Genomic DNA, 25613 nt, shown 5'->3' with positions numbered 1-25613 from the left:
AAAGCTAATAATTCACCCTATGCAAGTGAGAAATTCAACCTGTATATAAAAGGATATGAGTTATACCCAAATGATAGTAGATTTAAAGAAGGTGTAGCCAGCAGTGCAGTAAATATATTAAATTTAGGAAAAAAATATCACAGGCAAGAAAGTTTTAATACAGCGATTGATTACTATGATCGAATTATAAATATAGATTCAGTACCAGAAAATATTAAGAATAAATCACGGGAATACAGAAATCTAGCGAATCATGGTATAACCAGGGAAAAGCTTTATGCACAGGCCAATACTTCACCCTACGCTAGTGAAAAATTTAGCCTGTACATTCAAGGATATGAATTGTATAGTGGAGAAGAATTTAAAGAAGGTATAGCTAGTAGTGCAATAAGCATGTTAAATTTAGCCAAGAGGTATCATAGTCAAAGAAATTTTGATACAGCTATATCGTACTATAATAGAATTTTAATAGCGCCTGCAGTGCCTAGTGGGATACTCAATCAAACAAAGGAATTGCTAAAACTAGCCCAGGACGGAAAGATATATAATTCATTGCCTCTCACTGGTAAAACCATAATCCTTGATATAGGTCATGGAGGGATAGATGGGGGAGCCCATCGTTCAGGAATTAATGAAAAAGATTTAAATCTTTCTATGGGACTAAAGTTAAGGGATGCACTTGTTGCCCAGGGGGCCACAGTTATTACCACTAGAACTACTGATAAATATGTAGATCTTTACGACAGAGCAATGATTGCTAATAAGATTATTGTAGAACGTGAATTGTCGAAAGCAAAAAACTCGGGAGATAAAGCAAAGATATCCGATTTACAGTATAAGTTACAGTTAATACAACAAGTGTTGGACAATAGCCATCGTGTAGGAACCAGAGAAAATGTGGGAATTGTTAAGGCAGAGCAGAATAGTAAAGGTGACTATGTCATCCCTAAGAATCTTAAGGAAGTATTTGATATACAAAAACAATACAAAGATACTATTTTTCTATCTCTACATAACAATGCCTCAACATCAACAACATCTAGAGGTACACAGGTATATGTAGCAACCAATAAAACTTTTACTGGAAAATTGCAAACACCATATTTAGGATATTACAATGGATATGATGATGCTAATCGATTGAAACTAGCAAATAATATCTTTAATGCTATGCATGGGAAACTTGGTCTTGATGGTAAAAATGCTGGAGTATATCAAGACTTTCATGCAGTAACTAGAGAAACCAATGTAATAAGCGCAATACTGGAAGTTGGTTTTATGAGCAATCCTTCAGAATTAGAAATTTTAAAACAAAAATCAACTCATGATAAGGTTGCAAAATATGTTACTGAAGGAATTATTAATTATTTTGAATAAAGACAATAAAATATCAAAAGAGCGTTCGGATCTATTATCTTGAACGCTCTTTTCTTGTAGGGCTATTAATTTTCTAGATTATTTATTATAATAGATATATAAATAATTGAAGGGAGAACTACAGATGAGAGTGCGAAAGGCAATTATACCAGCAGCAGGTCTAGGAACACGTTTCTTACCAGCTACCAAAGCTCAACCAAAGGAAATGTTACCAATAGTGGACAAACCCACTATTCAATATATTATAGAAGAAGCTATAGCCTCTGGCATAGAAGAAATATTAATTATTACTGGACGAAACAAGCGTTCCATAGAAGATCACTTTGATAAAAATATCGAACTAGAAATGTCCTTAAAAGAAAAGGGGAAAGCAGATCTATTAGAATTAGTAGAAGATATTTCCAACATGGTAGATATTCACTATATCAGGCAAAAAGAAGCCAAAGGACTGGGACATGCTATATTACAGGCTAAATCCTTTGTAGGCAATGAACCCTTTGCAGTACTATTAGGAGACGATATTGTAGATGCTCAAAAACCCTGCTTAAAACAACTCATCGATATATATGATGAATATAAAACCCCTGTTTTAGGAGTACAAGAAGTAGCAGATCAAGATGTTTCGAAATATGGTATTGTCAATGGAAAGCATATTGAAGATAGCGTCTATAAAGTGAAGGGGTTAGTAGAAAAACCCAGCTTAGAAGAAGCCCCATCCAATGTGGCGATTTTAGGTAGATATATTATTACCCCTAGAATTTTTGAAATTCTAGAGCACACTAAGCCTGGAGCGGGAGGAGAAATTCAACTTACCGACGCCTTAAAAGAGTTAGCTAGAGAAGAAGCTATGTACGCCTATATCTTTAGTGGAAAGCGATACGATGTAGGAGACAAATTAGGCTTTTTGTCCGCTACCATTGAATTTGCTCTAAAAAGAGATGATCTGAGGGACGACTTTGTAAAATATTTAAAGGATTTGGTCCATGATGAAACCTTTAAAGATATTTTAACAGAGGTTGCAGCTTCTAAGGTCGAGTAATAAATCTTGGAAAAATGAGATAAAATTATTATAGAGAATATTTTGGTAAGTATAGGAAGTTTTTAAAACGAGGTATGAATGAAGTATAATAATAAGGGTAGCTTTAATCTTAAAGCTACCCTTATTATTAAGAAAACTTAAAGAATTATCGTATAAAATGTTACAAAACAGTATTGTTTCTACTTAAAGAATGCTTCATAATATAAAGAGACGGAATAATACCCTAGAAAGAAGGGAAAACAAAATGGGAAAAAGGAAAATAAAAAATAAAAAAAGATTCTATACTACCTTAGTCATTATAATTGTTTTATTAACTTCTGGAGTTGCCTATGGGGCTTATACCTATTTCCAATTAAAAAACCCTCAGGATTTATTTTCTCCTATAGAGGAAGAAAAAGGGATAAATATTGGTGACCAATTTGATAAGAACATCATTAATATTATGTTTGTAGGTTTTGATAAAAATTCTGCTAGAAGCAGGAAGAGTGAGTTATTTCGTACAGATACAAATATTGTAATGACCATTAATTTACGAGAAAAGACAATAGATATGGTATCCATCCCTAGGGATAGTTATGTAACTATAGCTCATAGTGGCGGAAAAGATAAATTTAATGCTGCTTATGGTCATGGTTATTTAAATGGCTCTAATGGTGAGAAGGAAAAGGATGGATTTAAATATTTGATGGATACTGCCAGTGAATTATTAGGGGACATACCTATTTACCATTATGTAGCGGTGGACATGGATGTAGTACAGCAAATCGTAGATGCTATAGGGGGAGTAGAAATAGAAGTCCCAACAGACCTATATAAAGAACATGGTAAAGATAGAAGTGGAATTGTGGTTAATAAAGGTTATCAAAAGCTAGATGGAGAAGCACTTTTATATTATGCACGATATAGACATTATCCCAGAGGAGATATTGAAAGAGCAGAAAATCAACAAAAAATCATGATGGCTATATTCGATTCTCTCAAAAAATCTAATATGTTTTCATCTTTACCCAAGATCTATCAAAGTGTACAAGAAAATGTGAAAACAAATCTGAACTTAAATCAGATTGCAGCACTAGCTCTATTTGCTAAAGATATGGATAAATCAAATATCAATGCTCATATGATGCCAGGGGATTTTGGAGAGTTAAATGCCCTATCCTATTGGATTATTAATCAAGAGGAACGGGTAAATCTTATTAAGGAACTATATGGTGTAACCGTGCAGGCAGAAAAACAAGACCCTTACGAAGAAAAATTAGTCTCCTTAAAAGCATCGGTTACACAAAATATACTAGAAATAGGACAAAGCGCTCATATTGCTGTAAGTGGAACTACTAGCTTAGGACATAATAAATTATTTGACCCAGGTGATGTAGGCTATAGCAGTTCTAATAACAAGATAGTAACTGTAAGCAGTGGCGGTGTCGTTTCTGCCGTAGGTTCTGGAAATGGAACGATCACAGTAAAAGTTCAAGAGGTTATACAGACTATAAATGTTACTGTAAAGCAACTTAAGGATATAACACCACCCGTTTTAACTTTAAAAGGGAGTGAAACTATCACTATAAAGGCAGGAGAAAACTTTACTGATCCAGGAGCAATAGCCAGGGATGAACAAGATGGGAATTTAACAGGTTCTATCAAGAAATCTGGAACAGTAAATACCCAGAGAGCTGGAAGCTATAAAATAATATATAGTGTTGCAGATAAATCTGGAAATACTGCTCAGAAGATTAGGACCATAATTGTAGAAAAAAGGGAGACTCCACCACTTCCTGAGAACAATGCTCCTGTCATTAAATTAAATGGAAATCAAAATATAAAGCTAAATATTGGAGATGCTTTTACTGATCCAGGAGCTACTGCAATAGATAATGAAGATGGTAATTTAACAAACTCAATTAAAACACATGGTTTGGTAAATACTAATACAGAAGGAACCTATACCATTACCTATACGGTAGAGGATAGTGGTGGAAAGACAGCATCTGTTGTAAGGAAAATAATTGTAGAATTAAATAAGAGTGATTCAGAGAAAAGTAGATAAAAACTTTCCAATATAACTCTATAAAGGTTAAGTAGAAAACTGCATATGCACTGTGATTAAGTAACATATGGAATAGTAATAATATTATAGAAGGGAAAAATTGCATTTACTTATGAAATGCTTAATCCTTTATTTATCATTATAAAAGTGGTATTATTATGTAGGAGTTTTAAAAATGCTATTTTTAGATATTATTTTTATAAGAAGTAACTATAAAAAGGAATCTTATAAATAATGTCGAAATAAATAGTTTAGAGAATGATTTAATAAAGTTGTAATTCACATAAAATCACGTCAGATAATTAAGAGGATGGTGAATAATGGGTAATTTAGGCAGTGAAAGTTTATATGATTATCAAAAGAACCTCACTTCACACTCTGGGTCCATTAACAATATAGAAAATAAGGTTATACAATTTACCACATCTATTGAAGAAGATAATATTAAAAATGAGGATATTCGTATATCTATCAATACTAATAGATACGTCTCATATTATTTTTGGAAGGGGGTTCTAGATCGAGTACTTGCGGTTCTGGGGCTAATAATTACGCTGCCAATTTTTCTATTAGTTGCTATTTTAATAAAATTCAGCTCTAGAGGCCCTATCTTATTCAAGCAGGAAAGAATAGGTATTAACAGTAAATCATTTAAAATATATAAATTCCGTACTATGCTTACAAATGCACCAAATGTTCCAACCAATAGTATGAAGAATGATAAGAATTATGTAACAAAAATAGGATCGATATTAAGGAAATTAAGTATCGATGAAATGCCTCAATTAATCAATATCCTTAAAGGGGAAATGAGTTTTATAGGCCCTAGACCAATGATTAAAGATCATCAATATCTAATAAAAATGAGGCAGTTAAAAGGAATTGATATTCTAAAACCAGGAATAAGTGGACTAGCTCAGATAAATGGTAGGGATGAAATCACCGATAGGGAAAAATTTAAATATGATCAACAGTATTTGGAAGATTTTAATATTAAAACAGATATAAAAGTATTAATAAAGACAGTTAGCAAGGTGCTACGTAAGGAAGATATTTCTATATAGATATTTTTAAATTAATAATCTATAAGATAAGGTATTCCATTCCTTATATTTCCATAGTAAGATAAATCAATTTTGTGAATCAACTAACAGTAAGAGGGATAACTAATGAAAAATAGATCGTTATTTATAGATAAAGTAATTTGCTATATGTTACTATTCGTTACACTTATTGACTCTATTAATGGATTTTTATTAAGAAGTTCAATTGATTTACCCGTAAGTCTTTCCCAATTTTACAAATTAATAATTATTCTATTAGTCATATGTAGGCTGACTATCGACAATAAAACTAGTAAATTATACTTATGGTTATTAAGTTGCTTTATATTCATTTCAGGAAGTGGAAATTACTATTTTGGCCAATCATTATTGGATATTGCACAAAGTTTTTTAGTTTTTTTTAAATTTTTTACTATTGCTCTAATATTTTATTATTTTAGGAACATAATGACTATTTGTGGCTTGGATAAAATAAAGGAAATTCATAGAATATTTAAATATAATTATGCAGTTATATTAGCAAATATAGTATTAGGACTTTTGGGACTAGGATTTAATTCCTATAAGCAAGGTATTGGCATTAAGGGATTCTTCTACTCAGGGAATGAGTTTTCCGCTTTATTTATACTTTTTACAGCATATTTTTTATATTATATTTGGAACAAATGTAAGAACATATATGTTCCATTTTCAATTTTTTCGATAATATTGGGATTTATGATTTCCACGAAGGTTGCGATATTTGGAAGTGTAATTTTAGCAACGAGTGTTCCTCTGATTTCGGGTTATAAACTTCCTACCTTTAATACAAAGAAGTTTGCTAGGATAGGAGTATTTTTTTTACTTATGTTGGCATTGGTAGTTGGGTATTTAGCGAACACAGAATTACTTCACAGATGGGTGTACTTTTATAAGAAGCAAGGGTTAGCTGGTGTGCTATTATCGGGAAGAAATAATTTTGTAAAAGAGGCTATCAATTATTCATTGAATGAGTATAATATTTTTCAATTTCTATTTGGTGGTGGCTCTGTGCAAACTGTGGAGATGGATTTATTTGATACTCTTTTTAATTATGGCATATTTGGTTTTATAATAATAATTAGTTTCTGGATTTGTATTATATATAAGTCTTTTATACTTGCAAAAGCTAATAAGAATGAGTATGCAGCATTAATATTTTTGATTAATACATTATTGCTAATTGTGGCTAGCATATCAGGGCACGTTATTTATTCGGGATTAATAGGGATATATATTGGCCTGTTTAACAGTTTGCTATATTATCAAGATAATCATAAAAAATCATATAGTGGGAAAGAGAAGGACAAATTAAGGATTCTTTTAATTTCAAATATGTTTCCTTCTGACAAAGATCCTACCTATGGAGTATTTGTAAAGAATTTTAAGGATGGTTTAGAGAAAGAGGGAGTAGAATTTCCTCATATGGCTGTAATTTGTGGAAAAGGAACAAATATCTTTCAAAAAATTATTAAATATCTAAAATTCTATTATGACATCATTAAATATGGACTCAGTGAAGATTATGATGTTATTTATGCACACTATATTATCCATTCCGCAATTCCATTAATTTTTGTCCAATTATTCATAGACAAACCAATTATTCTAAATGCTCACGGTAGTGATGTCATACCAATTAAAACCTTAAGTAAGTATTTACAGGTATTTACAAAGGTTATAATAAAACAAAGTGATTTAATTGTTGTACCATCAGAGTTTTTTAAGGAAGTTGTAATGGATAAATTTTCTGTAGGGAAAGAAAAGATTTATATATCTCCATCTTCAGGAATAGATGTAGAATTGTTTCATGAAAAGGATATTATGCTTCCCAATATAGATGTGGAAAATAAGTTTATAATAGGATATGTATCCAGAATAGATGAAGGGAAGGGATGGGATACCTATCTGCAGGCCCTATATACATTAAAGAAAAAACAGGGCATTGATTTTGGGAGTCTTGTAATAGGAGATGGATCCCAGAGAGAGGATTTCTTAGCAAAAATTGAAGAATTAGGTTTACAGGATAAAGTCCTATATTTAGGCAGAAAAAGCCATGAAGAATTGGCAGATTATTATTCCATGATGGATATCTTCATCTTTCCTACAAGAAGACTAGAAAGTCTTGGCTTGGTAGGGGTGGAAGCTATGGCTTGCGGGACACCGGTTATTGGTTCAAATATTGGCGGATTAAAGGGATACATTAAAGATTCTGATAATGGTTATCTTTTTGAAGCAAATAATCCTATTGAATTATACAATAAAATTCTTCAATATTATGAATTAAATGCTCATAAAAAGGCAGAGATGAAAAAGAATGCCAAGGATACTGCACAGAATTATCGTTCGGATATAGTAGTAAACAAGTTGTATGAAAAAATATACTCATTTATAAAAATAGAGAAGAATTAATCCAAAACTATTTATTGTATTGAGAGGATGGAACTATATTATGAAAAAGAAGGTAATGTTTATTTCTTCATGCGGAGGACATCTTACCCAACTAATGCAGTTTAAAGAACTTTTTGGCAAATACGATTATCATATAGTAACAGAAAAGCTTTGCTATACGGAAGATTTATCTGAAAAATATCCAACTTCATACCTAGTTTATGGAGCTAGGAATTATTTATTTAAATATATTTTTAAATTTCTATATAACTGTATAAAATCATTTTTTATCTTTCTAAAGGTAAGGCCTGATATTGTGATTACAACTGGTGCCCATACTGCTGTGCCTATGTGTTATATTGCTAAAGTATTTGGAAGAAAAGTAATTTTCATGGAGAGTTTTGCAAAAATTAAAACTCCTACTTTATCAGGTAGAATAGTTTATCCGATTTCAGATGTTTTTATTGTACAATGGGAATCCTTAAAGAGTTATTACCCTAAAGCTGTATATTTAGGTGGTGGAATTTATTGATATTAGTTACCTTAGGTACTCATGAATTGCCTTTTATTAGATTAGTTAAACAAGTTGAAGAGTTAAAAATAAATAATGTTGTTGACGATGAAATCATCGTTCAAAGTGGGAATACTCCTTATGAGAGTAAAAATCTAAATATACAACCATTTTTTAGTTCCGATGAAATGGACAGACTCTACGATGATGCAGATATTATTATAACCCATGGTGGGACAGGATCTATCATACAAGGGGTAAAAAAAAGGAAGAGAGTAATTGCTACAGCAAGGCTAAAGAAATATAATGAGCACAACGATGACCATCAGGTAGAAATAATTGATCAATTTGTAGAAGCTGGATATATACTAGATCTGAAAGAAGATGAAAATATCGGAGATAAAATTAGAGAAGCGAAAATTTTTCAGCCAAAAATATTTATAAGTGGTAGAGATAAAATAATACAATTTATTAATGATTATATACAAAATATATGATATAGATAAACTAGTTTATTAAAAGGAGAAAAAATGGATAAAAAAGTTTCTATTATAATTCCAATATATAAAGTTGAGAAATATTTAAGAAAGTGTTTAGATTCTATCTTGGCACAAACAAATAAGGAATTTATTGTATACTTAGTTAATGATGGATCTCCAGATAAATGTGATGAAATTATTAATGAATACAAATTGAAATATCCAGAATTATTTATTGTTCTTAATAAAGAAAATGGAGGTCTTTCTAGTGCTAGAAATCTTGCATTACAAGAAGTAAATACTAAATATGTTATGTTTATCGATTCCGATGATTATGTGCATAAACAATATGTTGAAGTATTGCTTAAAAATGCTGAAAAGTATGATGCTGATATAGTAGAATGTGGGCATAAAATTGTTTATATAGATAATGATTGGAAAAAAGACATTAAGCCAAAACTTTCTGGAGTATATAGTGTCCAAAATGATCCTGATGTTATATGTGATATGTTAGTAGAGGCATGTGGAAAGATATATAAAAGTGAATTGTTCTTAAAACATAATATTTTTTATCCTATAGGTTTGATTTATGAGGATACAGCCACCACACCAAGATTAATCGCACGTAGTAAAATCATCGTAAGTATCCAAGATTGCTTATATTATTATCTTCAGCGTCAAGGTTCTATTATGTCTGAAATGGATCACAGAATATATCAGCTATATAATATATCAGACTTGTTGGGTGAGGATAGGCATGCAGATATTTTCCCTAAACAGTTTGAACTTTGTCGTATAAACCGTATATTAATATTAATTCAAAAAATAATAATGTCAAACGGTTCCAAAAAAGAAGTTTGTAGAGCATATGATTATCTGGATTCGAAAATACCAAACTGGAAAAATAATGAGATTTTTATCAAAAACACAAAAAATTCTCCATTGCCAACTAAGCTATATAGATTTTTAGTTATAAATAGATATTTGTCATTAATGAAAATTGCTATTAAAATGAAATATAAGTTAAAACTTAGGTATTAGTTAATTTTATTGTATAATAGCAAATAAAGACAAATTTTTCATTTGATTTTTAAATGGAGGCAAGCTAGAAATGAATACAAATATACGTAATATAGTTAAAAAGGCTTTACCTCAAAAACTTATTGAATTCATAAAACGATTTGTTAATGGAAATTACAGTTATTTTTTTTGGATTTTTCCAGTAAAAAGAAATAAGATAGTTGTTTGCAACTATTACGGTAAAGGTTATGGGGATAATGGTAAATATATTGTAGAGGAAATTTTAAGACAAAAGCTTAATTATGATATTGTATGGTTGCTGAAAAATGATTTAATTGGAAGATCAGAGTTACCCTTGCAAGTGCGTGTAGCTAAATATGGGTCACTAAGAGCGTTGTATGAATTAGCTACAGCGAAAATATGGATTAACAATAGTAGAATTGCGTTTAATCCCCCTAAGAGAAAAAAACAATACTATATTCAGACATGGCATGGAGGAATTGCTTTAAAGCAAGTTGAAAAAGACGTAGAATCTAGGCTTAATAAGGACTATATTGAAAGTGCAAAGTATGATTCTTATATAGCTAATTTATTTATATCTAATAGTACCTTTTGTACTAATATGTATCGTTCAGCATTTTGGTATAATAGTGAAATTTTGGAAATTGGATCTCCAAGATGTGATATCTTAGTAAATCAAGATAAAGAAATTATAAAACGAGTAAGAAAACATTTTAAAATAGACGAAAATTCTCACATTCTTATCTATGCTCCTACTTTTAGGGCAGATTCTAGTACACAGGTATATAATATTGATTTTAATAGATTGATGAAAGTTTTAGATGGAAAATTTGGAGGTCAGTGGAATATCTTGGTTAGATTGCATCCCAATATATCATCTAAAGATAGTTTTATGCAGTATACATCAAAGATAATAAATGCAACGAATTATACGGATATGTATGATTTATTAGTAGCTGGTGATATCTTAATTACTGATTATTCTAGTACAATGTTTGAATTTTCTTTTACTCATAAACCTGTTATTTTATATGCAGCAGACATAGAGTCTTATGTGCAGGACAGAAATTTTTATTTTGATATTCGGTCTTTACCTTATCCTCTAGCGGAAAACAATGATCAGTTGATTAATATTATAGAGAAATTTGATTTGAATAAATATTCGAAAAGTCTAAAAAATTTTTTGACAGATTTAGGAATTAAGGAAAATGGAACTGCATCACATCAAATTGTTGAAAGAATCAAAAAAATTATATCATAATTAATTCGAAAATATGCAGAAAGTGTGGAATATCAATGAAAATTAAGAAACATAGTACCCTTATAAATAATACATTAATGTTATATATATTAATATTTTCAAATTATTTCTTTGGGTTTATTACTGTCCCTTATCAAACTAGAATTCTTGGACCGGAATATTACGGGAAATTAGGCTTTGCAACAGCCTTCACGGTATACTTTCAATTATTCCTAGACTTTGGATTTATTTTATCAGCAACAGCAGAAGTGGCAAAGCATAGAAATAATAAAGAAAAACTATCTAAGATAATGAGCTCGGTAGTTATAGCAAAGATATTATTAATGATCACATCTTTTTTATTATTGTTAATACTATGTCTATCTATACCAAAACTTAAAGAGGATGCATGGTTGTATATCTTATTTTTTATTTATGTTTCTATAAACTCAATGTTGCCTGACTATTTATACAGAGGTTTAGAAAATATGAAAATTATAACGTATAGAACAGTTACGGTGAAATTATTTTTTACAATAATGGTTTTCGTATTTCTAAAGGAAAAGTCACAGTATTACTATGTTCCAATTTTGAATATTATTGGATCAACAGGTGCGGTTATTACTGTTTATGCACATGTATTGCATAAGCTTAAAATTAAGTTTGTAAGGGTAGATAGTACTTATATATGGGAAACTTTAAAAAATTCAAGTTATTACTTTTACTCAAGGATAGCTACTTCAATCTATGATGCGACAAACACTTTTATACTCGGTTTTCTTTACCCTACAGGAAATATAGTAGGATATTTTACTTCTTCAAATAAATTAGTTACAACTGCGCGTAGTGCATTTTCACCGATCGCAGATAGTTTATATCCACATATGATAAAAAGTAGAGATTATAAACTCATAAAAAAGATTTTAATAATTTTTATGCCTATCATAATAGGAGGTTGTATTATAGTTAGTATTTTCGCTGAGCCCATTTGCATTTTATTATTTGGCGATGAGTTTAAAAATACAGCACCTATATTGAGACTATTACTGCCTCTTATTGCGCTAGCTTTACCAAATTATCTACTAGGTTTTCCTACATTGACTCCATTAGGATTAGCTAAATATGCTAATATTTCAACTATATTAGGTGCAATAATACAGGTAGTAGGGTTAATAATACTGTATATTATAAGTATATTGAATGTATATACAATATGCATTCTTACATGTGTAACAGAATTTTGTGTATTATTAATAAGAGTATGGGCTATTTTGGTGAAGGGTAGGAACCAATTTTCTTTATCAAGTGGGCATGATCGTATATAATATTGATCACTTCTGGGGTAGAAAACCTGTTTTATTACGGAAATAAAGCAAAACTCTCTTCTCTATTTTATCGTTGGTGGCACATATTCTGATTACCAAAGTCTTACACTTTCCAGGCCTTCCCGTTTTTGACGATTTTAAAATATAAGGTTCTAATAATAATTCCCCGTATATTTATCAGAATATTTATGCAAAAAAGTATCTTGATTCCTAGTAATTCAAAGCTACATCTTCCCTAGCCTATAGGTTTAATAAGCTTTACTTTATTAATCGTACCTTTCACTTTCAAAGAGCTGTTGGTGTATTTTGGCTTCATGCTGTTTCCAATGGCATAAATGTCTCTAGATATTCTAATAGTAAAGCTGTCTAATTCATGTATTTTAAAATTTTTAGCATTTGTTATCCAGTAATTTAGATTTAACCAATTACTTTCTTTAAAGAGACCTTTAAACTCATTAATAAACGTATATAAGTTTTTGAGCTAGGGATAATTTATAATTATTTTATGTAAATTATCAGCTTCATTGAACTGCCCCCTGTCAAGTAGACAGTGGAAATAATTAAAAAACGTGTAGCGTCAATCCATCGATTGGCGCTATTTCCAAGCACTTAATTCTTTAAGATGATCCTGATACTCCAACGGTACCATGCAATTTATGCGCTTTTGATAGCGTTTAGTATTGTAGTATTCGATATAATCTTTAATAGCAAACTTAAGGCTTTCATAATCACTAAACCTCTTAGCATGATATACTATTTCTGATTTTAACATGCCCCAAAATCCTTCCATAGGTCCATTATCAATACAATGACCCACCTGTGGCATGCTTTGAACCATTTCTGCTTTATCTAGTTTCTATTTAAATACTTTATTTGTATATTGAAAACCACGGTCACTATGGAATATGGGCTTTGCATTAGGGTAAGTCTCGATAGCTTTATCAAATATTTTAAATCCCAGTACATTATTGTTTGATTTTCCGATTACATAAGACACTATGCTTCTATCTTGGAGGTCTAAAATTGCACTTAAATATGCTTTCTTTGCATTTTGATACTTAAATTCTGTAACATCAGTAAGCCACTTTTTATGAATATTATTTGCTTTAAAATCTCTATTTAATATATTTTCCGCTGTGATCTGTGGGGTAGATTTAATATATTTTTTCCTTTTTTACGGCATACAGACTTCAGTCCAAGACCTTTCATAATCCGATATATCCTTTTATGATTAACGATTAAGTCTTTCTTACGGGCAAATCTTGATATTCATTTGACGATAGCCTAAAATGCCATCTCTTTCTTCATATGCATTCTTTATCATTTGTGATAGATGCCCATTTTCTAGCTCTCTTTGGCTTTTTTCTTGCTTAAGCCATTTATAATATGAAGATCGGCTAATCTCTATTACTTTACAAAGAGTTGCTATTGGATAACCCTTTTTGCTGGCTAATGATTTGATAGAAAGATATTTATTTTCCTGTTTAATAGTATTTAATCTCGTCCCCTTTGATTTAGTAGGTTCTCCATCTCTAAACGCTTATTTTGAGCTTCAAGTAGTTTCATTTCTGTTTTAAGTTTATCAACTTGAATCAGTTCTCCTTCTGATTTACGTTTCCTTCTACGATCTAAAAGTCCATTAACTCCTAACTCTTCATACTTTAATACCCAACTACGAACTTGCTGGTAAGAAACCTGATATTTTGTCGCAGTTTTATTATAATTTTTACTATTTTCTATACAATACTTAACAATGGCTCTTTTATTGTTGTAGATTTTCCTTTAGTCATGATTTGGTCACCCCCTGTAGATGATTTAATCTTTTCATGACTATTATACTTCATTATCCAGTCTCAAAGCTGTGCGTGAGAAGATAATCCATATTTTAGACTGATATCCCATTGAGAATCTTTACCTGCAAAATAATCTTCTATAGCTGCTTGTTTTAACTCTTTTGAATATGTGTTATGTATCTTCTTTGGTAGCAGTCCAGATTCACCTTTTGTACAATAAATCTTAACCGACGTTTTAACTGTACTAACATTAATATTTAATTCTTCACTTATTCTCTTAACACTTTTTAATCCTTTAAAATAGTCTTTCATAGCCATTACTTTTACTTCATATAATATATTGTTTTTTCTTCCCATAATAAAACTCCCCTTATAATAAACAATTGGGGAGTACATCAATTATTTTTTTCGTAGAAAGACTACAAATAATATCGGCATACTTATTACCTTTTTAATATAAAATCATCTTTACTCATCTGCAATCACTTACCAATAAAAGTGAGAGAGAACCACTTTTTACTGACAAAAGCAAAAAGTGAGAAATTGTATCTTTCTACATTGAAGATAATGAAAATTATCTAGTTTCTTATCAGCAAGTTTATTACTGAGTAATAAAATACAAAAAAGGCGGCGTGGAAGTACTTGATGATCAACAAGGAAAAATCTAGAGATGATATCAGAAAGTGAAAAGCTTACTGCATAAGTTAAACTTCTTAAGGTAAAAACAAGCAATTACAACTGGAGGTTGGATTTAAAAAAACTGATAGCAGGAAAACTAAAAGGTCTAACTCCATTCGAGTATAGAAATCAGACCCTTATAATATTTTTTTACTTTTGATCTGTCCACTTGACAGATCAAAAGTATTATATTCTAATTCTTTCTTGTTGTTACTTTCATATCTTCATAAATAAATTGATTTAATAATTTAATATTATCTTCTAAAGTATTTGGAACAATATAGGAAACTCCATTAATTTTTTGCCCACCACCATACCCATCAACAGGAATTCGATATTGATCAATAGTCCTGATTCCTGAGGTAAGGGTAGAGGTGCCAAGGGAAACCATGTCGGTTTTAGAAAGACTAGTCTCTACATAGGGTAACATTGTATTTAATAATTTAGGATACTTAGTTATACCTGCGTTCATTCCCTTATGAATAACTTGTTCTAAAACTAGTCTCTGTCTTTCAGTTCTTTGATAATCACCATTACCTATATTACGGATTCTTGCATAGGCTACGGCTTGTCTACCCGTCAAGGTTTGTAAACCAGAATTATTTACTTTAGGGGAATTTTCCTTTGTAATATCATTGATTTCAGTAATATTTTTATTTAAAGAATTCACTTCATTAGAAGCAATTTCAATCTCTATTCCACCCATAGCATCTATAATTTTTTCTAATCCATAAAAGTCTACTGTTACAAAGTCCCTTATATTCATAGCAAAGTTTTGATTAATGGTCTTGATAGCTAATTCAGGACCGCCAAAGGCATAGGCGTGATTAATTTTATCCATTCCTCTACCCGGAATGTCTACATAAGTGTCCCGCATAATAGAGGTAAGTTTGATTTTTTTATGTTCTTTATCTAAAGAAGCAATCATAATAGTATCAGATCGAGTATTCCCTTTACTTTCTCTACGGTCTAGACCAAAGAGGGCAATATTTACCACCTTGCTGCTTTTGTTGTCTTCATTATTAATACCCAGGTCTTCATCACTTTGAGATATCTTGGTATTATTGATTTTATCTAACATACTAAATCCATAGGCGCCAAAGGCACCACCAAGAAGACCGACTATAATAAATAACAATAATAATTTGCTAGTTTTTTTCCTCTTATTCCTTTTGTTTCTTCGTGCCATGATTATCCCCCTTGCATAATATAAAAGTGTTTTTGGTAAAGGCTATAATTCAAAGAATATTATGCTATTACTATGAATTATTATATCAGATAGTAAAGGCAATACCAATAAAGTAATTGTTAAGAAATGTCGGAGAATGTAAAGAAGTTATTACAAACTATTAAATGAGTAAATGAAATTACAAGAAAAAAGAAATTTGTAGTATAATGACTATAGAAAATATTTATAGGATAATTTTGATTAAAATATATCGTAGGAGGAATTTAATATGAAGATTGCAGTGGCTGGTACCGGGTATGTAGGATTGTCTAATGCTGTCTTATTAGCCCAGAGTGATGAAGTAGTAGCACTAGATATTATTCAGGAAAAGGTAGAATTAATAAATGCTAGACAATCTCCAATAGTAGATAAAGAAATTGAAGAATTTTTAACCACTAGGAATTTAAATTTGGTAGCAACTACGGATAAAAATAAAGCCTATGAAGGTGCAGAGTTTGTTATTATAGCTACCCCTACGGACTACGATCCTGAAAGGAATTTTTTTGATACAAGTACTGTGGAAGGCGTGATAGAAGATGTTTTGTATATTAATTCAGAAGCCACAATGATTATTAAATCCACAGTACCAGTAGGCTATACTAAAGAAATTAAGGAGAAGTTTAATACAAATAACATTATATTTTCCCCTGAATTTCTTAGGGAAGGACAAGCCTTATATGATAATCTCTATCCATCTAGAATTATAGTAGGAGAAAAGTCGGAAAGGGCAAAAAAGTTTGCAGACTTATTGGTACAAGGAGCTATTAAAGAAGATATCCCTGTTTTGTTTACTGATTCCACAGAAGCGGAAGCTGTAAAACTATTTTCCAATACCTATCTCGCCCTTAGGGTGGCATATTTTAATGAGTTAGACACCTATGCTGAGCTTAGAGGGCTAAATACAAAGGAAATTATAGAAGGTGTTGGGCTTGATCCTAGAATTGGGAATCATTATAATAATCCTTCCTTTGGTTATGGAGGATATTGTCTACCTAAGGATACCAAACAATTAAGAGCAAATTATGCAGATGTTCCCAATAATATTATAGGAGCAATAGTTGATGCCAATAGGACTAGGAAAGATCATATCGCTGATATGATTACAAAAAGAAAACCTAAAACAGTAGGAATATATAGATTAACCATGAAAACCAATTCTGATAACTTTAGAGCTTCATCCATACAGGGCGTTATGAAAAGAATAAAGGCTAAGGGGATAGAGGTCATAGTGTATGAGCCAGTTCTTGAAGAAGATTCTTTTTATAATTCACGGGTAATTAAAGATTTAGAAGAATTTAAGAAAATATCCGATATTATTGTATCCAATAGATTGTCCAAGGAACTTAAAGATGTGAAGGAAAAGGTTTATACAAGGGATTTATTTAACAGGGATTAGGAACATTTTTATATAAAAGCTTAAATTGGTCTGGGTATAATACAATAATTTTGCAAAAAAATTATATCGGAGAGGGGATTATAAAATGAAAAAGATTATAACCTATGGAACATTCGATTTATTGCACTATGGACATATTAATCTATTAAAAGCTGCAAAGGAGTTAGGTGACTATTTAATTGTGGCTCTAGCTACCAATGAATTTAATGCTATTAAAGGGAAAAAATGCTATTTTTCTTACGAGGACAGAAAAAATCTTTTAGAAGCTATTAGATATGTAGATCTAGTTATTCCAGAAACTTGTTGGGAGCAGAAAATAAGTGATGTGCAAGAATATAAAGTAGATACTTTTGTTATAGGAGAAGATTGGAAGGGGAAATTTGATTTTTTAGAGGATTATTGTGAAGTTATTTATTTACCGAGAACTCCTGAAATATCTACTACGAAGATAAAGCAAGATTTAGGATTAGGGGAAAGCCTAGATTTTAAATAATATTTATAATTTAAAATAACAAAAGGATAATTATTATTTAGGTAAATAATAATATTTTAATACATAAAGCATGCTCATAATTGTATGGATGGAGAATAGTAAATGGAGAGATTTATACAACGCATATTTAATTTTTAAGTTGTTGAATTAGCAGTTATACCCATAGAAGTATTACTAATTATCAAACTAAAAGAGGGAATTCTTATAGGAATATCCTTTGGTCTATCACCTATATAATCTACTATCTTAGGTTTTATAGGACCATAGCAATACATTTATATACTATTCACTATTAGACTAGTTTTAAATTTTCTAAAGTATACAGAATTATCTAAAAGACCGTAGAAAAATTTACAAGAAAATCCTTAAGTAAAAGTATAAAGATTAAAAAATATAGTGTATAGAGATTGATGCTGTTTGTAAATATTCCTTTATCGGGAAAAGGGATATGGAGTGTTATGTTAGTAACTACTTTATTAGAGTTTAAAATGGACCTTTTCCGCCATTGAATTTGGAAATTTCATTGTTTCCATTTTTATCATAATCCGTAAAAAATAATTAATTACAAAATAATAGTTATTCTAGAATAGAACTACATAGAATAGCTAATAGTTCTATTTTTATATTAACTTTTTCTAGATTACAATGTGAGCAACTTTTGTAAAAATCTGTATCTAAACTATTATGTAGAAAGAATTATTCTTAGAAAACTAATATAAAGTTTATGCCTATAATTTATGAAAAAAGGAAGTTAATTGAAATGAGGAAAATTTAAAATAAAAAAATAGATATTCTTTTAATGATAATTACAATACTATCTAAATTGTCGATACTTTTGAGTTCCAAAACAAACATAATCATTCTAGCTATCGGGAGTGTTATTGCTACTGCACCTCAACTATTATTGTTAATCTCTTTTATCTATAAAGAGAGAGATAAATATTGTTTTATTATAGATTTCAAAGATAAGCATGTTAAAATATGGTATATCTTGCTCTACCCATTACTATTTTGGCAGAGGGAATTTTGATCAAAAAGCAATATTTATGACTTCAAGTGCATTATTTTATTATTCGCTAGGAATGATTGGTTTTGGGCTTAGACAAATCATATCCAGAGGATTTTATTCACTCCAAGATACCAAGACCTCAATGATTAATGCTGCTTTATCCATGGGATTAAATATAGTATTAAACTATCATTCTTTCGAGATTTATAGGCATAGGTGGTCTTGCCTTGGCTACCAGTATATCTGCCATTGTTTGTACAATATTATTATTTGTAAGCTTTAGAAAGAAGGTTGGTTCCTTTGGTTTAAAGGATATAAGTATTTCATTTGTAAAAATTTTGGTGGCTTCATTACTAATGGGCATAATAGCTAAAGGAACATATAATATTCTATTTAAGATGATAAGTGGAAATTTATCTCTTATAATTTCTATAGGGGTGGGAGCATTGGTCTACTTCATCGTTATTTACTTTATGAAGATCGAAGAAGTAGAGACATTGGTTAGTGCTGTAAAAAAGAAATTTGCTAGAAATTAGATTATAATACTTAGATGAGTTTTCAGGAGGTAAGCAAATGAAAAAAGTTATCACTTACGGTACTTATGATTTTTTCCATGAGGGACATTATCGTCTATTAAAACGTGCCAAAGAGTTGGGAGATTATCTTATTGTAGGAGTCACTACTGATAATTATGATGATAGTCGGGGGAAATTGAATGTTCAGCAAGATATTATGAAACGTATTGAAAACATTAAAAATAGTGGTTTAGCAGATGAAATCATTATTGAGGAATATGAGGGCCAGAAGATCAATGATATTCTTAAATATAATATTGATATTTTTGCTATAGGATCTGATTGGATAGGCAAATTTGATTATCTAAAAGAATATTGTGAGGTAGTGTATTTAGAAAGAACAAAGGGAATATCGAGTACAGAACTTCGAGCAAAAAACAATGGAATACTTAGTTTAGGGCTAGTAGGATATGGAAGAATTGCTAATAGATTTATTAAAGAATCAAAGTTTGTTAGTGGAGTAAATGTTGAAGGGGTTTTTGGACCTAATCCTATTTCCCTTGATCATTTTGTGAAAGAGCATGAACTGGCCTTTTATTCTTTAGATTATGATGAGTTTCTAGAAAAAATAGATGCAGTATATATCGCATCTCCTCACCTGACTCATTACGAGTATGTAAAGAAGGCACTTGCTAAAGGAAAACATGTATTATGTGAAAAGCCTATGGTCTTATCAGCGCAGCAATCACAGGAAGTATATCGTTTAGCAAAAAGACAAGATTGTGTTCTTTTAGAAGCTATCAAAACAGCCTATGCACCAGGATTTATAAGGTTGATAAGTGTGGCTAAAAGTGGCCTTATAGGTAAAATTAAAAATATTGATGCTACCTTTACAAAATTGGTGGAAGGGAATCTAAGAGAATTAAATCCCAAACATGCAGGTGGTAGTGTTACAGAATTGGCATCGTATCCTTTATTAGCAATTATTAAACTATTAGGACAGGATATAGAAAATACTACTTTTTACTCCTATTATGATAGTGAGAAAGAAATAGATTTATTTACAAAGATTAATTTGGAATATAAAGACGCTATTGCTACAGCTAAGGTAGGATTAGGAGTTAAGTCAGAGGGTGATTTAATTATCTCAGGTACTAAAGGATATATTTATGTGCCCTCTCCCTGGTGGAAAACAGAATACTTTGAAATGCGTTTTGAAAATTTTGGAGAGAATAAAAAATATTATCAAAAATTTGAAGGCGATGGGTTAAGATATGAATTAGCAGAATTTGTTTCCATGATAAATAAGGGGAATATGAAAACATATAAACTTAACCCGGATGAATCAACGAAAATTAATAGTATTATCGAAGAATTTTTATTAGGAAAAAATATAAAAAAAATATAATAGTTGTAGTAAAAACACCAACCATGAAAACCAATTCCAATAATTTTAGAGTCTCATCCATACAGGGAGTCATGAAAAGGATAAAGGTCGTAGTCTATGAACCAGTTCTTCAGGAAGATTTTTTTATAATTCACGGGTGGTAAAGGACTTCGAAGAATTATAAGAAGATATCTGATGTAATAGTGTCCAATAGATTGTCTAAGGAACTTGAGGATGTAAAGGAAAAGGTTTATACAAGGGACTTGTATTGCTTAGATTAGAGGGGATTAGGTGTTGATACCAATCTAGGAGACTAGAGGAATATATATAAGAGGAAAAACCTTTCGTTGAATTTATCCTTCAACGAAAGGTTTCTCTTATAATACAAGATATTCAATAAATAAAAAAATGAAATCCTATATTGTACATGTGCACAAAGATAGGGGATTTCTTTTTTTTATCTCTCAAAGGAAAATCAAGCAAGATTAATGAATTCCTTAATAAGAATAGACCAATAATAGAAGAGATAATAACAAAAAATGGAGGGATAATGATGAAATTTGAAAAGTTGTTAGAGCCAGGGAAAATTGGAAATTTAGAATTAAAAAACCGCATGATTATGCCGGGTATGGGCACAAATCTTGCGGCAGCAGATGGTACGGTATCTGATGTCATTGTGAACTATTATGCAAGAAGGGCAAATGGAGGAGTAGGATTGATTATTACCGAGGTTTGTTGTCCCGATCCCTTAGGAAGGGTCATTCCGGGAGAGATTGAAATCACCAAGGTTGGTTTTATGCCAGGACTTAGTCGTATACCTCATGCTGCACATTCTGGAGGAGCAAAAGTTTGTCTGCAGTTGGCCCATGGTGGATGCTTTGCTAGTGAGGGAGTAACCGGTGAACAACCCATATCTCCATCAGGAGTAGGAACTTTTCAACTACCTGATGATACTCCTAGGGAAATGACTATAGAAGAAATTAAAGAGTTAATTGAAAAATACGCAATGGCAGCTCAAAGAGCTCGACAATGTGGCTTTGATGCAGTAGAACTACATGGTGCCCATGGGTACATGCCATTACAGTTTCTCTCAGCCTATACCAACAGAAGAACAGATGAATATGGGGGGAGTCTTGAAAATAGGGCACGATTTGCCTTAGAAACCATTCGAGCTATGAAGAAACATGCGGGGGAAGATTTTCCATTAATCTATCGTCTATCTGCCGATGAAGATGTTCCCAATGGTATAACCCTTGAAGAAGCCTGCACTTTTGCAAAATGGGCTGAGGAAGCAGGAGCAGATGCTATCCATGTTTCTGCAGGAACATGGGATTCAAGATTACACAAATATAATGCGGTCATGGCTGGGGAAGAATCAGCAGAGGGGAAAAACCTAAGTCAAGGAGTAGCCACATCGATGTGGGTACCACCAAACTATACTCCAAGAGGATCCTTAAAACATCTTGCGGCAGCGGTGAAAAAATATGTAAAAGTACCAGTGATCACCGTAGGAAGTATACCTCCTGAGATGGCAGAGGAGATTCTAGAAAAGAATGAAGCTGATTTTGTATCTATAGGACGTCAGACTATTGCAGATCCTGACTATGCCAACAAGATTGCTGAGGGAGAAGCAGAAACGATACGTCGTTGTCTTCGCTGTAACGAATGTTTAGGAGAAGTAATGGCTTTTCGAGGAATTTCCTGTGCAGTAAATGCTGAGGCAGGAAAGGAATTTGAGGGATTTGTTCAAGTATCTCCTACCCAAAGGAAGAAAAAGGTTGCCATTGTAGGATCGGGACCGGCAGGCATGCAAGCTACTTTAACAGCTATGGAAAGAGGACATGATGTGACTTTATTTGAAAAAGACGATAGACTAGGTGGAGCCTTATATTATGTAGGCTTGCCAGACTTTAAAATAGACTATCGTGATTATACCAAATATTTAATTCATGCAGTAGAAAATAGTGGGGCTAAGATTAAAACGGGAACAGAGGTTACTGCACAAATGATTAAGAAAGGGAACTTTGATACGGTCATTGTAGCCACAGGAGCAGTTACTTATAAACCGGGGATAAAGGGTGCAGAAGATACCACAATAGTTGATCCCCTGAAGGTACTAGATGGGAATATCCCTGAAGGAAAGGACATTATCGTATGTGGTGCCGGTCTAATAGGTTGTGAAGTGGCAATGTTCTTAGCAGAATTAGGGAAAAATGTTACTATGATTGATAAGTTACCTGAGCCTGCTATGGATCTAGCCATCTATACCAAGTGGGTATTAAACTCTAAACTTGCAGAATTAGGAGTAAAGGTAAGGGTAGACCATAAAATTGATGAAATGACTGGAAAATATGTAAAATGTACAGTAGACAATCAAGAAGTTGAATATAAGGGAGATGCAGTAGTTTGTGCCTTAGGTTTAAAGGCTGAAAGAAAATTATTGGAGGATTTAAGGAGAAATGGCAAAGAGATGGAAATTATTCCTGTAGGAGATGTAAACAATCCACGGAAAATCATACAAGCTGTTCATGAAGGCTTCCACGCGGCCAGAAGAATATAATATAAATAAATGCATATAAAACGTCCTCCAGCGGATTTTGACTGGAGGGCGTTTTATATGGCCAAGGTTTCTAGTGAAGAAAAGGAATAACCTTCCTGAAGGGCATAAAACCATAGACATATACTATTAAACATATTAAAATAGTAAAAGGATAGTTATTATTCGCAAAAATAGTAATATTTTAAAAAATACAGCAAATTTAAATTTGCATCAAAGGAGAACACTAAATGGGGGAACTTATACAGGAAATATTTAATTTTTTATCCGTTGAAACTGCAGTTATACTCATCGCAGCCTTACCAATCATCGAACTAAGGGGAGCCATTCCTATAGGGGTATCCTTTGGCTTATCTCCTTTGCATTCCACAATTCTTAGCTTTATTGGAAGTATAGCTGTGGTACCTATATTGCTCTTTGGCATTAGACCCGCCTTTGATCTTTTAAAAAAAACCAAACTATTTAGGAAAACCATAGAAAGACTGACCGATAGATCCTTAAGTAAAAGTGACAAGATTCAAAAATATGGGGCATGGGGACTAGTGTTATTTGTGGCTATTCCTTTACCAGGGACAGGAGTATGGACTGGCACCTTAATAGCAGCCCTACTGAATATCCGATTTAAATGGGCTTTTCCTGCTATTTTATTTGGCAATTTGATTGCAGCCATCCTCATTATGACCCTAAGCCATGGAGTGGTGAATGTTCTTTCCTAACCCGTAAAGGCTGATTTATCTAGAAGAATAATGCTATAATAGAAATAGAACGATATGGCTTTGAGCCATATCGTTCTATTTCTATTATATAAATCTTTTATAGTTTTTTCTTAGTATAAGCTTTCTAATAAATTGTTTATTCAAATAGAATCTAGATCTATGATCTTCCGTTTTCGCTATTGCTTTCTGCAGTATTTTCTTGTACTCCATAAATATATTCATGCAACAATTTCACGTTGCTACTTAAATCCTGAGGCACTAAATAATAAACCCCATTCATCTTTTGTCCTTTAGCATAACCATCCACAGGAATTCGATACTGATCTATGGTCCGTACTCCATGAGTAAAGGCAGAAGTACCTAGTTTGAGCATTTCAGGCTTAGTCAGACTTGTCTCTACATGGGGTAGCAGCTTACTGATCATTTTAGGGTATTGCATAGCTCCAGCTCCCATTATCTTATTCATGATCTGCTCTAGTACGACTCTTTGTCTCTCTGTTCTTTCATAATCTCCATTTCCTGCATAACGAATTCTAGAATAGGCCAGGGCCTGCTCCCCATTTAGTGTTTGCACACCCGTTCCACTGACTTTGGCTCTAGATACTTCATAATCCTTAATGTCAATTTCTATTCCGCCTAAGTCATCAACAATATCCATAAGACCAAAAAAGTCTACCATGACATAATCTCTAATATTCATATCAAAGTTTTCATTGATGGTTTTGAGGGCCAATTGAGGGCCACCAAAGGCATAGGCATGATTGATTTTATCCATCCCTCTGCCGGGAATATTCACATAAGTATCTCTCATAATAGAAGTCAGCTTAATTTTCTTGGTATTTAGATCTAAAGTGGCAATCATAATACTATCGGATCGACTATTCTCATTGGGATTTCGCCTATCTAATCCAAAGAGAGCAATATTGGTCACTTTTGGTGTCTTGTTATCTTCCTTTATCCCCAATTCCTCATTGGAATCAATTATAGGGCCAGTCGCCACCTGATTGAGCAGATTGTAGACATAATAGCCTGTACCCAGTACAAGACATAAAAGAATGACCAGCGTCCCCAATATATATTTTTTAAAAGAAGATTTCTTTTTCTTTGTCATTGATTAACCCCCTTGATTTGTGTAAAAGTTCATTGATAACTTATCTATCTATTATAATTGATTCCCACCTTCTATACAATATTGTATAGAAGGTGGGAATCAATTATATAATAGGAAAGCGGTTATCACTGCTCTGGTGCGGCAGGAAAACCCAACCTATTGAGAATAAACCTTTCTCTTGCAAAATAAAAAGGATAA

24 protein-coding genes are annotated in these 25613 nt (G+C 31.7%); 17 read left to right on the top strand and 7 right to left on the bottom strand.

Annotated elements, in window-relative coordinates; all coding sequences use genetic code 11:
• The 10 genes from NSA47_RS14085 to NSA47_RS14040 all read left to right on the top strand — a co-directional run.
• The coding region (locus tag NSA47_RS14085; RefSeq protein WP_257533062.1) for an N-acetylmuramoyl-L-alanine amidase family protein at positions 1–1377 on the top strand (1377 nt) is incomplete at its 5' end.
• A gap of 124 nt (positions 1378–1501) precedes the next feature.
• A complete protein-coding gene (gene galU / locus NSA47_RS14080) occupies positions 1502–2416 on the top strand; it encodes a UTP--glucose-1-phosphate uridylyltransferase GalU (protein WP_257533059.1) in 915 nt (304 codons plus the stop codon).
• Positions 2417–2660: 244 nt separating this feature from the next.
• Positions 2661–4463, top strand: a complete 1803-nt coding sequence (locus NSA47_RS14075; RefSeq protein WP_257533057.1) for an LCP family glycopolymer transferase — start codon at positions 2661–2663, stop codon at positions 4461–4463.
• Positions 4464–4783: 320 nt separating this feature from the next.
• On the top strand, positions 4784–5527 hold the full coding sequence (locus tag NSA47_RS14070; RefSeq protein ID WP_257533055.1) for a sugar transferase: 744 nt from the start codon (positions 4784–4786) through the stop codon (positions 5525–5527).
• A gap of 105 nt (positions 5528–5632) precedes the next feature.
• Positions 5633–7957, top strand: a complete 2325-nt coding sequence (locus tag NSA47_RS14065; protein WP_257533053.1) for a glycosyltransferase — start codon at positions 5633–5635, stop codon at positions 7955–7957.
• 40 nt (positions 7958–7997) lie between these two features.
• Complete coding sequence (pssD, locus tag NSA47_RS14060) at positions 7998–8468, top strand: PssD/Cps14F family polysaccharide biosynthesis glycosyltransferase (protein WP_257533051.1); 471 nt, start codon at positions 7998–8000, stop codon at positions 8466–8468.
• Complete coding sequence (pssE, locus tag NSA47_RS14055; RefSeq protein WP_257533049.1) at positions 8465–8944, top strand: PssE/Cps14G family polysaccharide biosynthesis glycosyltransferase; 480 nt, start codon at positions 8465–8467, stop codon at positions 8942–8944. The genes pssD and pssE overlap by 4 nt, the downstream gene beginning before the upstream one ends.
• Before the next feature lie 33 nt (positions 8945–8977).
• Positions 8978–9967 carry a glycosyltransferase family 2 protein gene (locus NSA47_RS14050; protein WP_257533047.1) on the top strand — a complete coding sequence of 330 codons (990 nt, stop codon included), beginning with the start codon at positions 8978–8980 and terminating at the stop codon, positions 9965–9967.
• A 70-nt stretch (positions 9968–10037) separates the two neighbouring features.
• Positions 10038–11228 carry a CDP-glycerol glycerophosphotransferase family protein gene (locus NSA47_RS14045; protein ID WP_257533045.1) on the top strand — a complete coding sequence of 397 codons (1191 nt, stop codon included), beginning with the start codon at positions 10038–10040 and terminating at the stop codon, positions 11226–11228.
• 35 nt (positions 11229–11263) lie between these two features.
• On the top strand, positions 11264–12532 hold the full coding sequence (locus NSA47_RS14040) for an oligosaccharide flippase family protein (RefSeq protein WP_257533043.1): 1269 nt from the start codon (positions 11264–11266) through the stop codon (positions 12530–12532).
• Positions 12533–13127: 595 nt separating this feature from the next.
• Here NSA47_RS14040 and NSA47_RS14035 read toward each other — a convergent pair.
• From NSA47_RS14035 to NSA47_RS14025, 6 genes are all read right to left on the bottom strand, one after another.
• Entirely contained in the window at positions 13128–13370 is a 243-nt protein-coding gene (locus NSA47_RS14035; RefSeq protein ID WP_257533041.1) for an IS3 family transposase, read from the bottom strand.
• 18 nt (positions 13371–13388) lie between these two features.
• Positions 13389–13628, bottom strand: coding sequence for a DDE-type integrase/transposase/recombinase (locus tag NSA47_RS15530; protein ID WP_373370335.1), 240 nt, complete (start codon positions 13626–13628; stop codon positions 13389–13391).
• 23 nt (positions 13629–13651) lie between these two features.
• On the bottom strand, positions 13652–13771 hold the full coding sequence (locus NSA47_RS15525) for an IS3 family transposase (protein ID WP_373370334.1): 120 nt from the start codon (positions 13769–13771) through the stop codon (positions 13652–13654).
• Between the two features lie 255 nt (positions 13772–14026).
• Entirely contained in the window at positions 14027–14287 is a 261-nt protein-coding gene (locus tag NSA47_RS15520) for a helix-turn-helix domain-containing protein (RefSeq protein WP_373370333.1), read from the bottom strand.
• Between the two features lie 98 nt (positions 14288–14385).
• The gene (locus tag NSA47_RS14030; RefSeq protein ID WP_257533039.1) at positions 14386–14682 is read right to left on the bottom strand and encodes a helix-turn-helix domain-containing protein; all 297 of its coding nucleotides are present in this window, start codon (positions 14680–14682) and stop codon (positions 14386–14388) included.
• A 514-nt stretch (positions 14683–15196) separates the two neighbouring features.
• Positions 15197–16192 (bottom strand): LCP family protein, encoded by a 996-nt coding sequence (locus tag NSA47_RS14025; RefSeq protein WP_257533037.1) that lies wholly within the window; start codon positions 16190–16192, stop codon positions 15197–15199.
• 268 nt (positions 16193–16460) lie between these two features.
• Here NSA47_RS14025 and NSA47_RS14020 point away from each other — a divergent pair, with 268 nt between their 5' ends.
• The 7 genes from NSA47_RS14020 (at position 16461) to NSA47_RS13990 (ending at position 24304) form a co-directional block, all read left to right on the top strand.
• Positions 16461–17627: a nucleotide sugar dehydrogenase gene (locus NSA47_RS14020; RefSeq protein ID WP_257533035.1), complete on the top strand. Its 1167-nt coding sequence runs from the start codon at positions 16461–16463 to the stop codon at positions 17625–17627.
• Positions 17628–17712: 85 nt separating this feature from the next.
• The gene (tagD, locus tag NSA47_RS14015) at positions 17713–18120 is read left to right on the top strand and encodes a glycerol-3-phosphate cytidylyltransferase (RefSeq protein WP_257533033.1); all 408 of its coding nucleotides are present in this window, start codon (positions 17713–17715) and stop codon (positions 18118–18120) included.
• A gap of 971 nt (positions 18121–19091) precedes the next feature.
• Positions 19092–19412, top strand: a complete 321-nt coding sequence (locus NSA47_RS14010; RefSeq protein ID WP_306811192.1) for a lipid II flippase MurJ — start codon at positions 19092–19094, stop codon at positions 19410–19412.
• Positions 19357–19665 (top strand): polysaccharide biosynthesis C-terminal domain-containing protein, encoded by a 309-nt coding sequence (locus tag NSA47_RS14005; RefSeq protein ID WP_257533030.1) that lies wholly within the window; start codon positions 19357–19359, stop codon positions 19663–19665. Before NSA47_RS14010 ends, NSA47_RS14005 begins: the two co-directional genes overlap by 56 nt.
• A gap of 37 nt (positions 19666–19702) precedes the next feature.
• Positions 19703–21052: a Gfo/Idh/MocA family oxidoreductase gene (locus tag NSA47_RS14000; RefSeq protein WP_257533028.1), complete on the top strand. Its 1350-nt coding sequence runs from the start codon at positions 19703–19705 to the stop codon at positions 21050–21052.
• Positions 21053–21584: 532 nt separating this feature from the next.
• Positions 21585–23591: an oxidoreductase gene (locus NSA47_RS13995; protein WP_257533026.1), complete on the top strand. Its 2007-nt coding sequence runs from the start codon at positions 21585–21587 to the stop codon at positions 23589–23591.
• Positions 23592–23818: 227 nt separating this feature from the next.
• On the top strand, positions 23819–24304 hold the full coding sequence (locus tag NSA47_RS13990) for a COG2426 family protein (protein ID WP_257533024.1): 486 nt from the start codon (positions 23819–23821) through the stop codon (positions 24302–24304).
• Between the two features lie 157 nt (positions 24305–24461).
• Here NSA47_RS13990 and NSA47_RS13985 read toward each other — a convergent pair whose 3' ends face one another.
• A complete protein-coding gene (locus NSA47_RS13985) occupies positions 24462–25415 on the bottom strand; it encodes an LCP family protein (protein ID WP_257533023.1) in 954 nt (317 codons plus the stop codon).
• Between the last annotated feature and the right edge of the window lie 198 nt (positions 25416–25613).

It is taken from the genome of Irregularibacter muris, from assembly GCF_024622505.1.
GTDB lineage: Bacteria > Bacillota > Clostridia > Eubacteriales > Garciellaceae > Irregularibacter > Irregularibacter muris.
This window is presented reverse-complemented; position numbering and strand designations above follow the sequence as displayed.

What these genes read in the sequence shown, in the direction of transcription:
- galU (WP_257533059.1), top strand. Translation starts at nt 1,502, where the DNA reads ATGAGAGTGCGAAAGGCAATTATACCAGCAGCAGGTCTAGGAACACGT.
- NSA47_RS14075 (WP_257533057.1), top strand. Translation starts at nt 2,661, where the DNA reads ATGGGAAAAAGGAAAATAAAAAATAAAAAAAGATTCTATACTACCTTA.
- NSA47_RS14070 (WP_257533055.1), top strand. Translation starts at nt 4,784, where the DNA reads ATGGGTAATTTAGGCAGTGAAAGTTTATATGATTATCAAAAGAACCTC.
- NSA47_RS14065 (WP_257533053.1), top strand. Translation starts at nt 5,633, where the DNA reads ATGAAAAATAGATCGTTATTTATAGATAAAGTAATTTGCTATATGTTA.
- pssD (WP_257533051.1), top strand. Translation starts at nt 7,998, where the DNA reads ATGAAAAAGAAGGTAATGTTTATTTCTTCATGCGGAGGACATCTTACC.
- NSA47_RS14050 (WP_257533047.1), top strand. Translation starts at nt 8,978, where the DNA reads ATGGATAAAAAAGTTTCTATTATAATTCCAATATATAAAGTTGAGAAA.
- NSA47_RS14045 (WP_257533045.1), top strand. Translation starts at nt 10,038, where the DNA reads ATGAATACAAATATACGTAATATAGTTAAAAAGGCTTTACCTCAAAAA.
- NSA47_RS14040 (WP_257533043.1), top strand. Translation starts at nt 11,264, where the DNA reads ATGAAAATTAAGAAACATAGTACCCTTATAAATAATACATTAATGTTA.
- NSA47_RS14035 (WP_257533041.1), bottom strand. Translation starts at nt 13,370, where the DNA reads ATGGTTCAAAGCATGCCACAGGTGGGTCATTGTATTGATAATGGACCT.
- NSA47_RS14030 (WP_257533039.1), bottom strand. Translation starts at nt 14,682, where the DNA reads ATGGGAAGAAAAAACAATATATTATATGAAGTAAAAGTAATGGCTATG.
- NSA47_RS14025 (WP_257533037.1), bottom strand. Translation starts at nt 16,192, where the DNA reads ATGGCACGAAGAAACAAAAGGAATAAGAGGAAAAAAACTAGCAAATTA.
- NSA47_RS14020 (WP_257533035.1), top strand. Translation starts at nt 16,461, where the DNA reads ATGAAGATTGCAGTGGCTGGTACCGGGTATGTAGGATTGTCTAATGCT.
- tagD (WP_257533033.1), top strand. Translation starts at nt 17,713, where the DNA reads ATGAAAAAGATTATAACCTATGGAACATTCGATTTATTGCACTATGGA.
- NSA47_RS14010 (WP_306811192.1), top strand. Translation starts at nt 19,092, where the DNA reads ATGTTAAAATATGGTATATCTTGCTCTACCCATTACTATTTTGGCAGA.
- NSA47_RS14000 (WP_257533028.1), top strand. Translation starts at nt 19,703, where the DNA reads ATGAAAAAAGTTATCACTTACGGTACTTATGATTTTTTCCATGAGGGA.
- NSA47_RS13995 (WP_257533026.1), top strand. Translation starts at nt 21,585, where the DNA reads ATGAAATTTGAAAAGTTGTTAGAGCCAGGGAAAATTGGAAATTTAGAA.
- NSA47_RS13990 (WP_257533024.1), top strand. Translation starts at nt 23,819, where the DNA reads ATGGGGGAACTTATACAGGAAATATTTAATTTTTTATCCGTTGAAACT.
- NSA47_RS13985 (WP_257533023.1), bottom strand. Translation starts at nt 25,415, where the DNA reads ATGACAAAGAAAAAGAAATCTTCTTTTAAAAAATATATATTGGGGACG.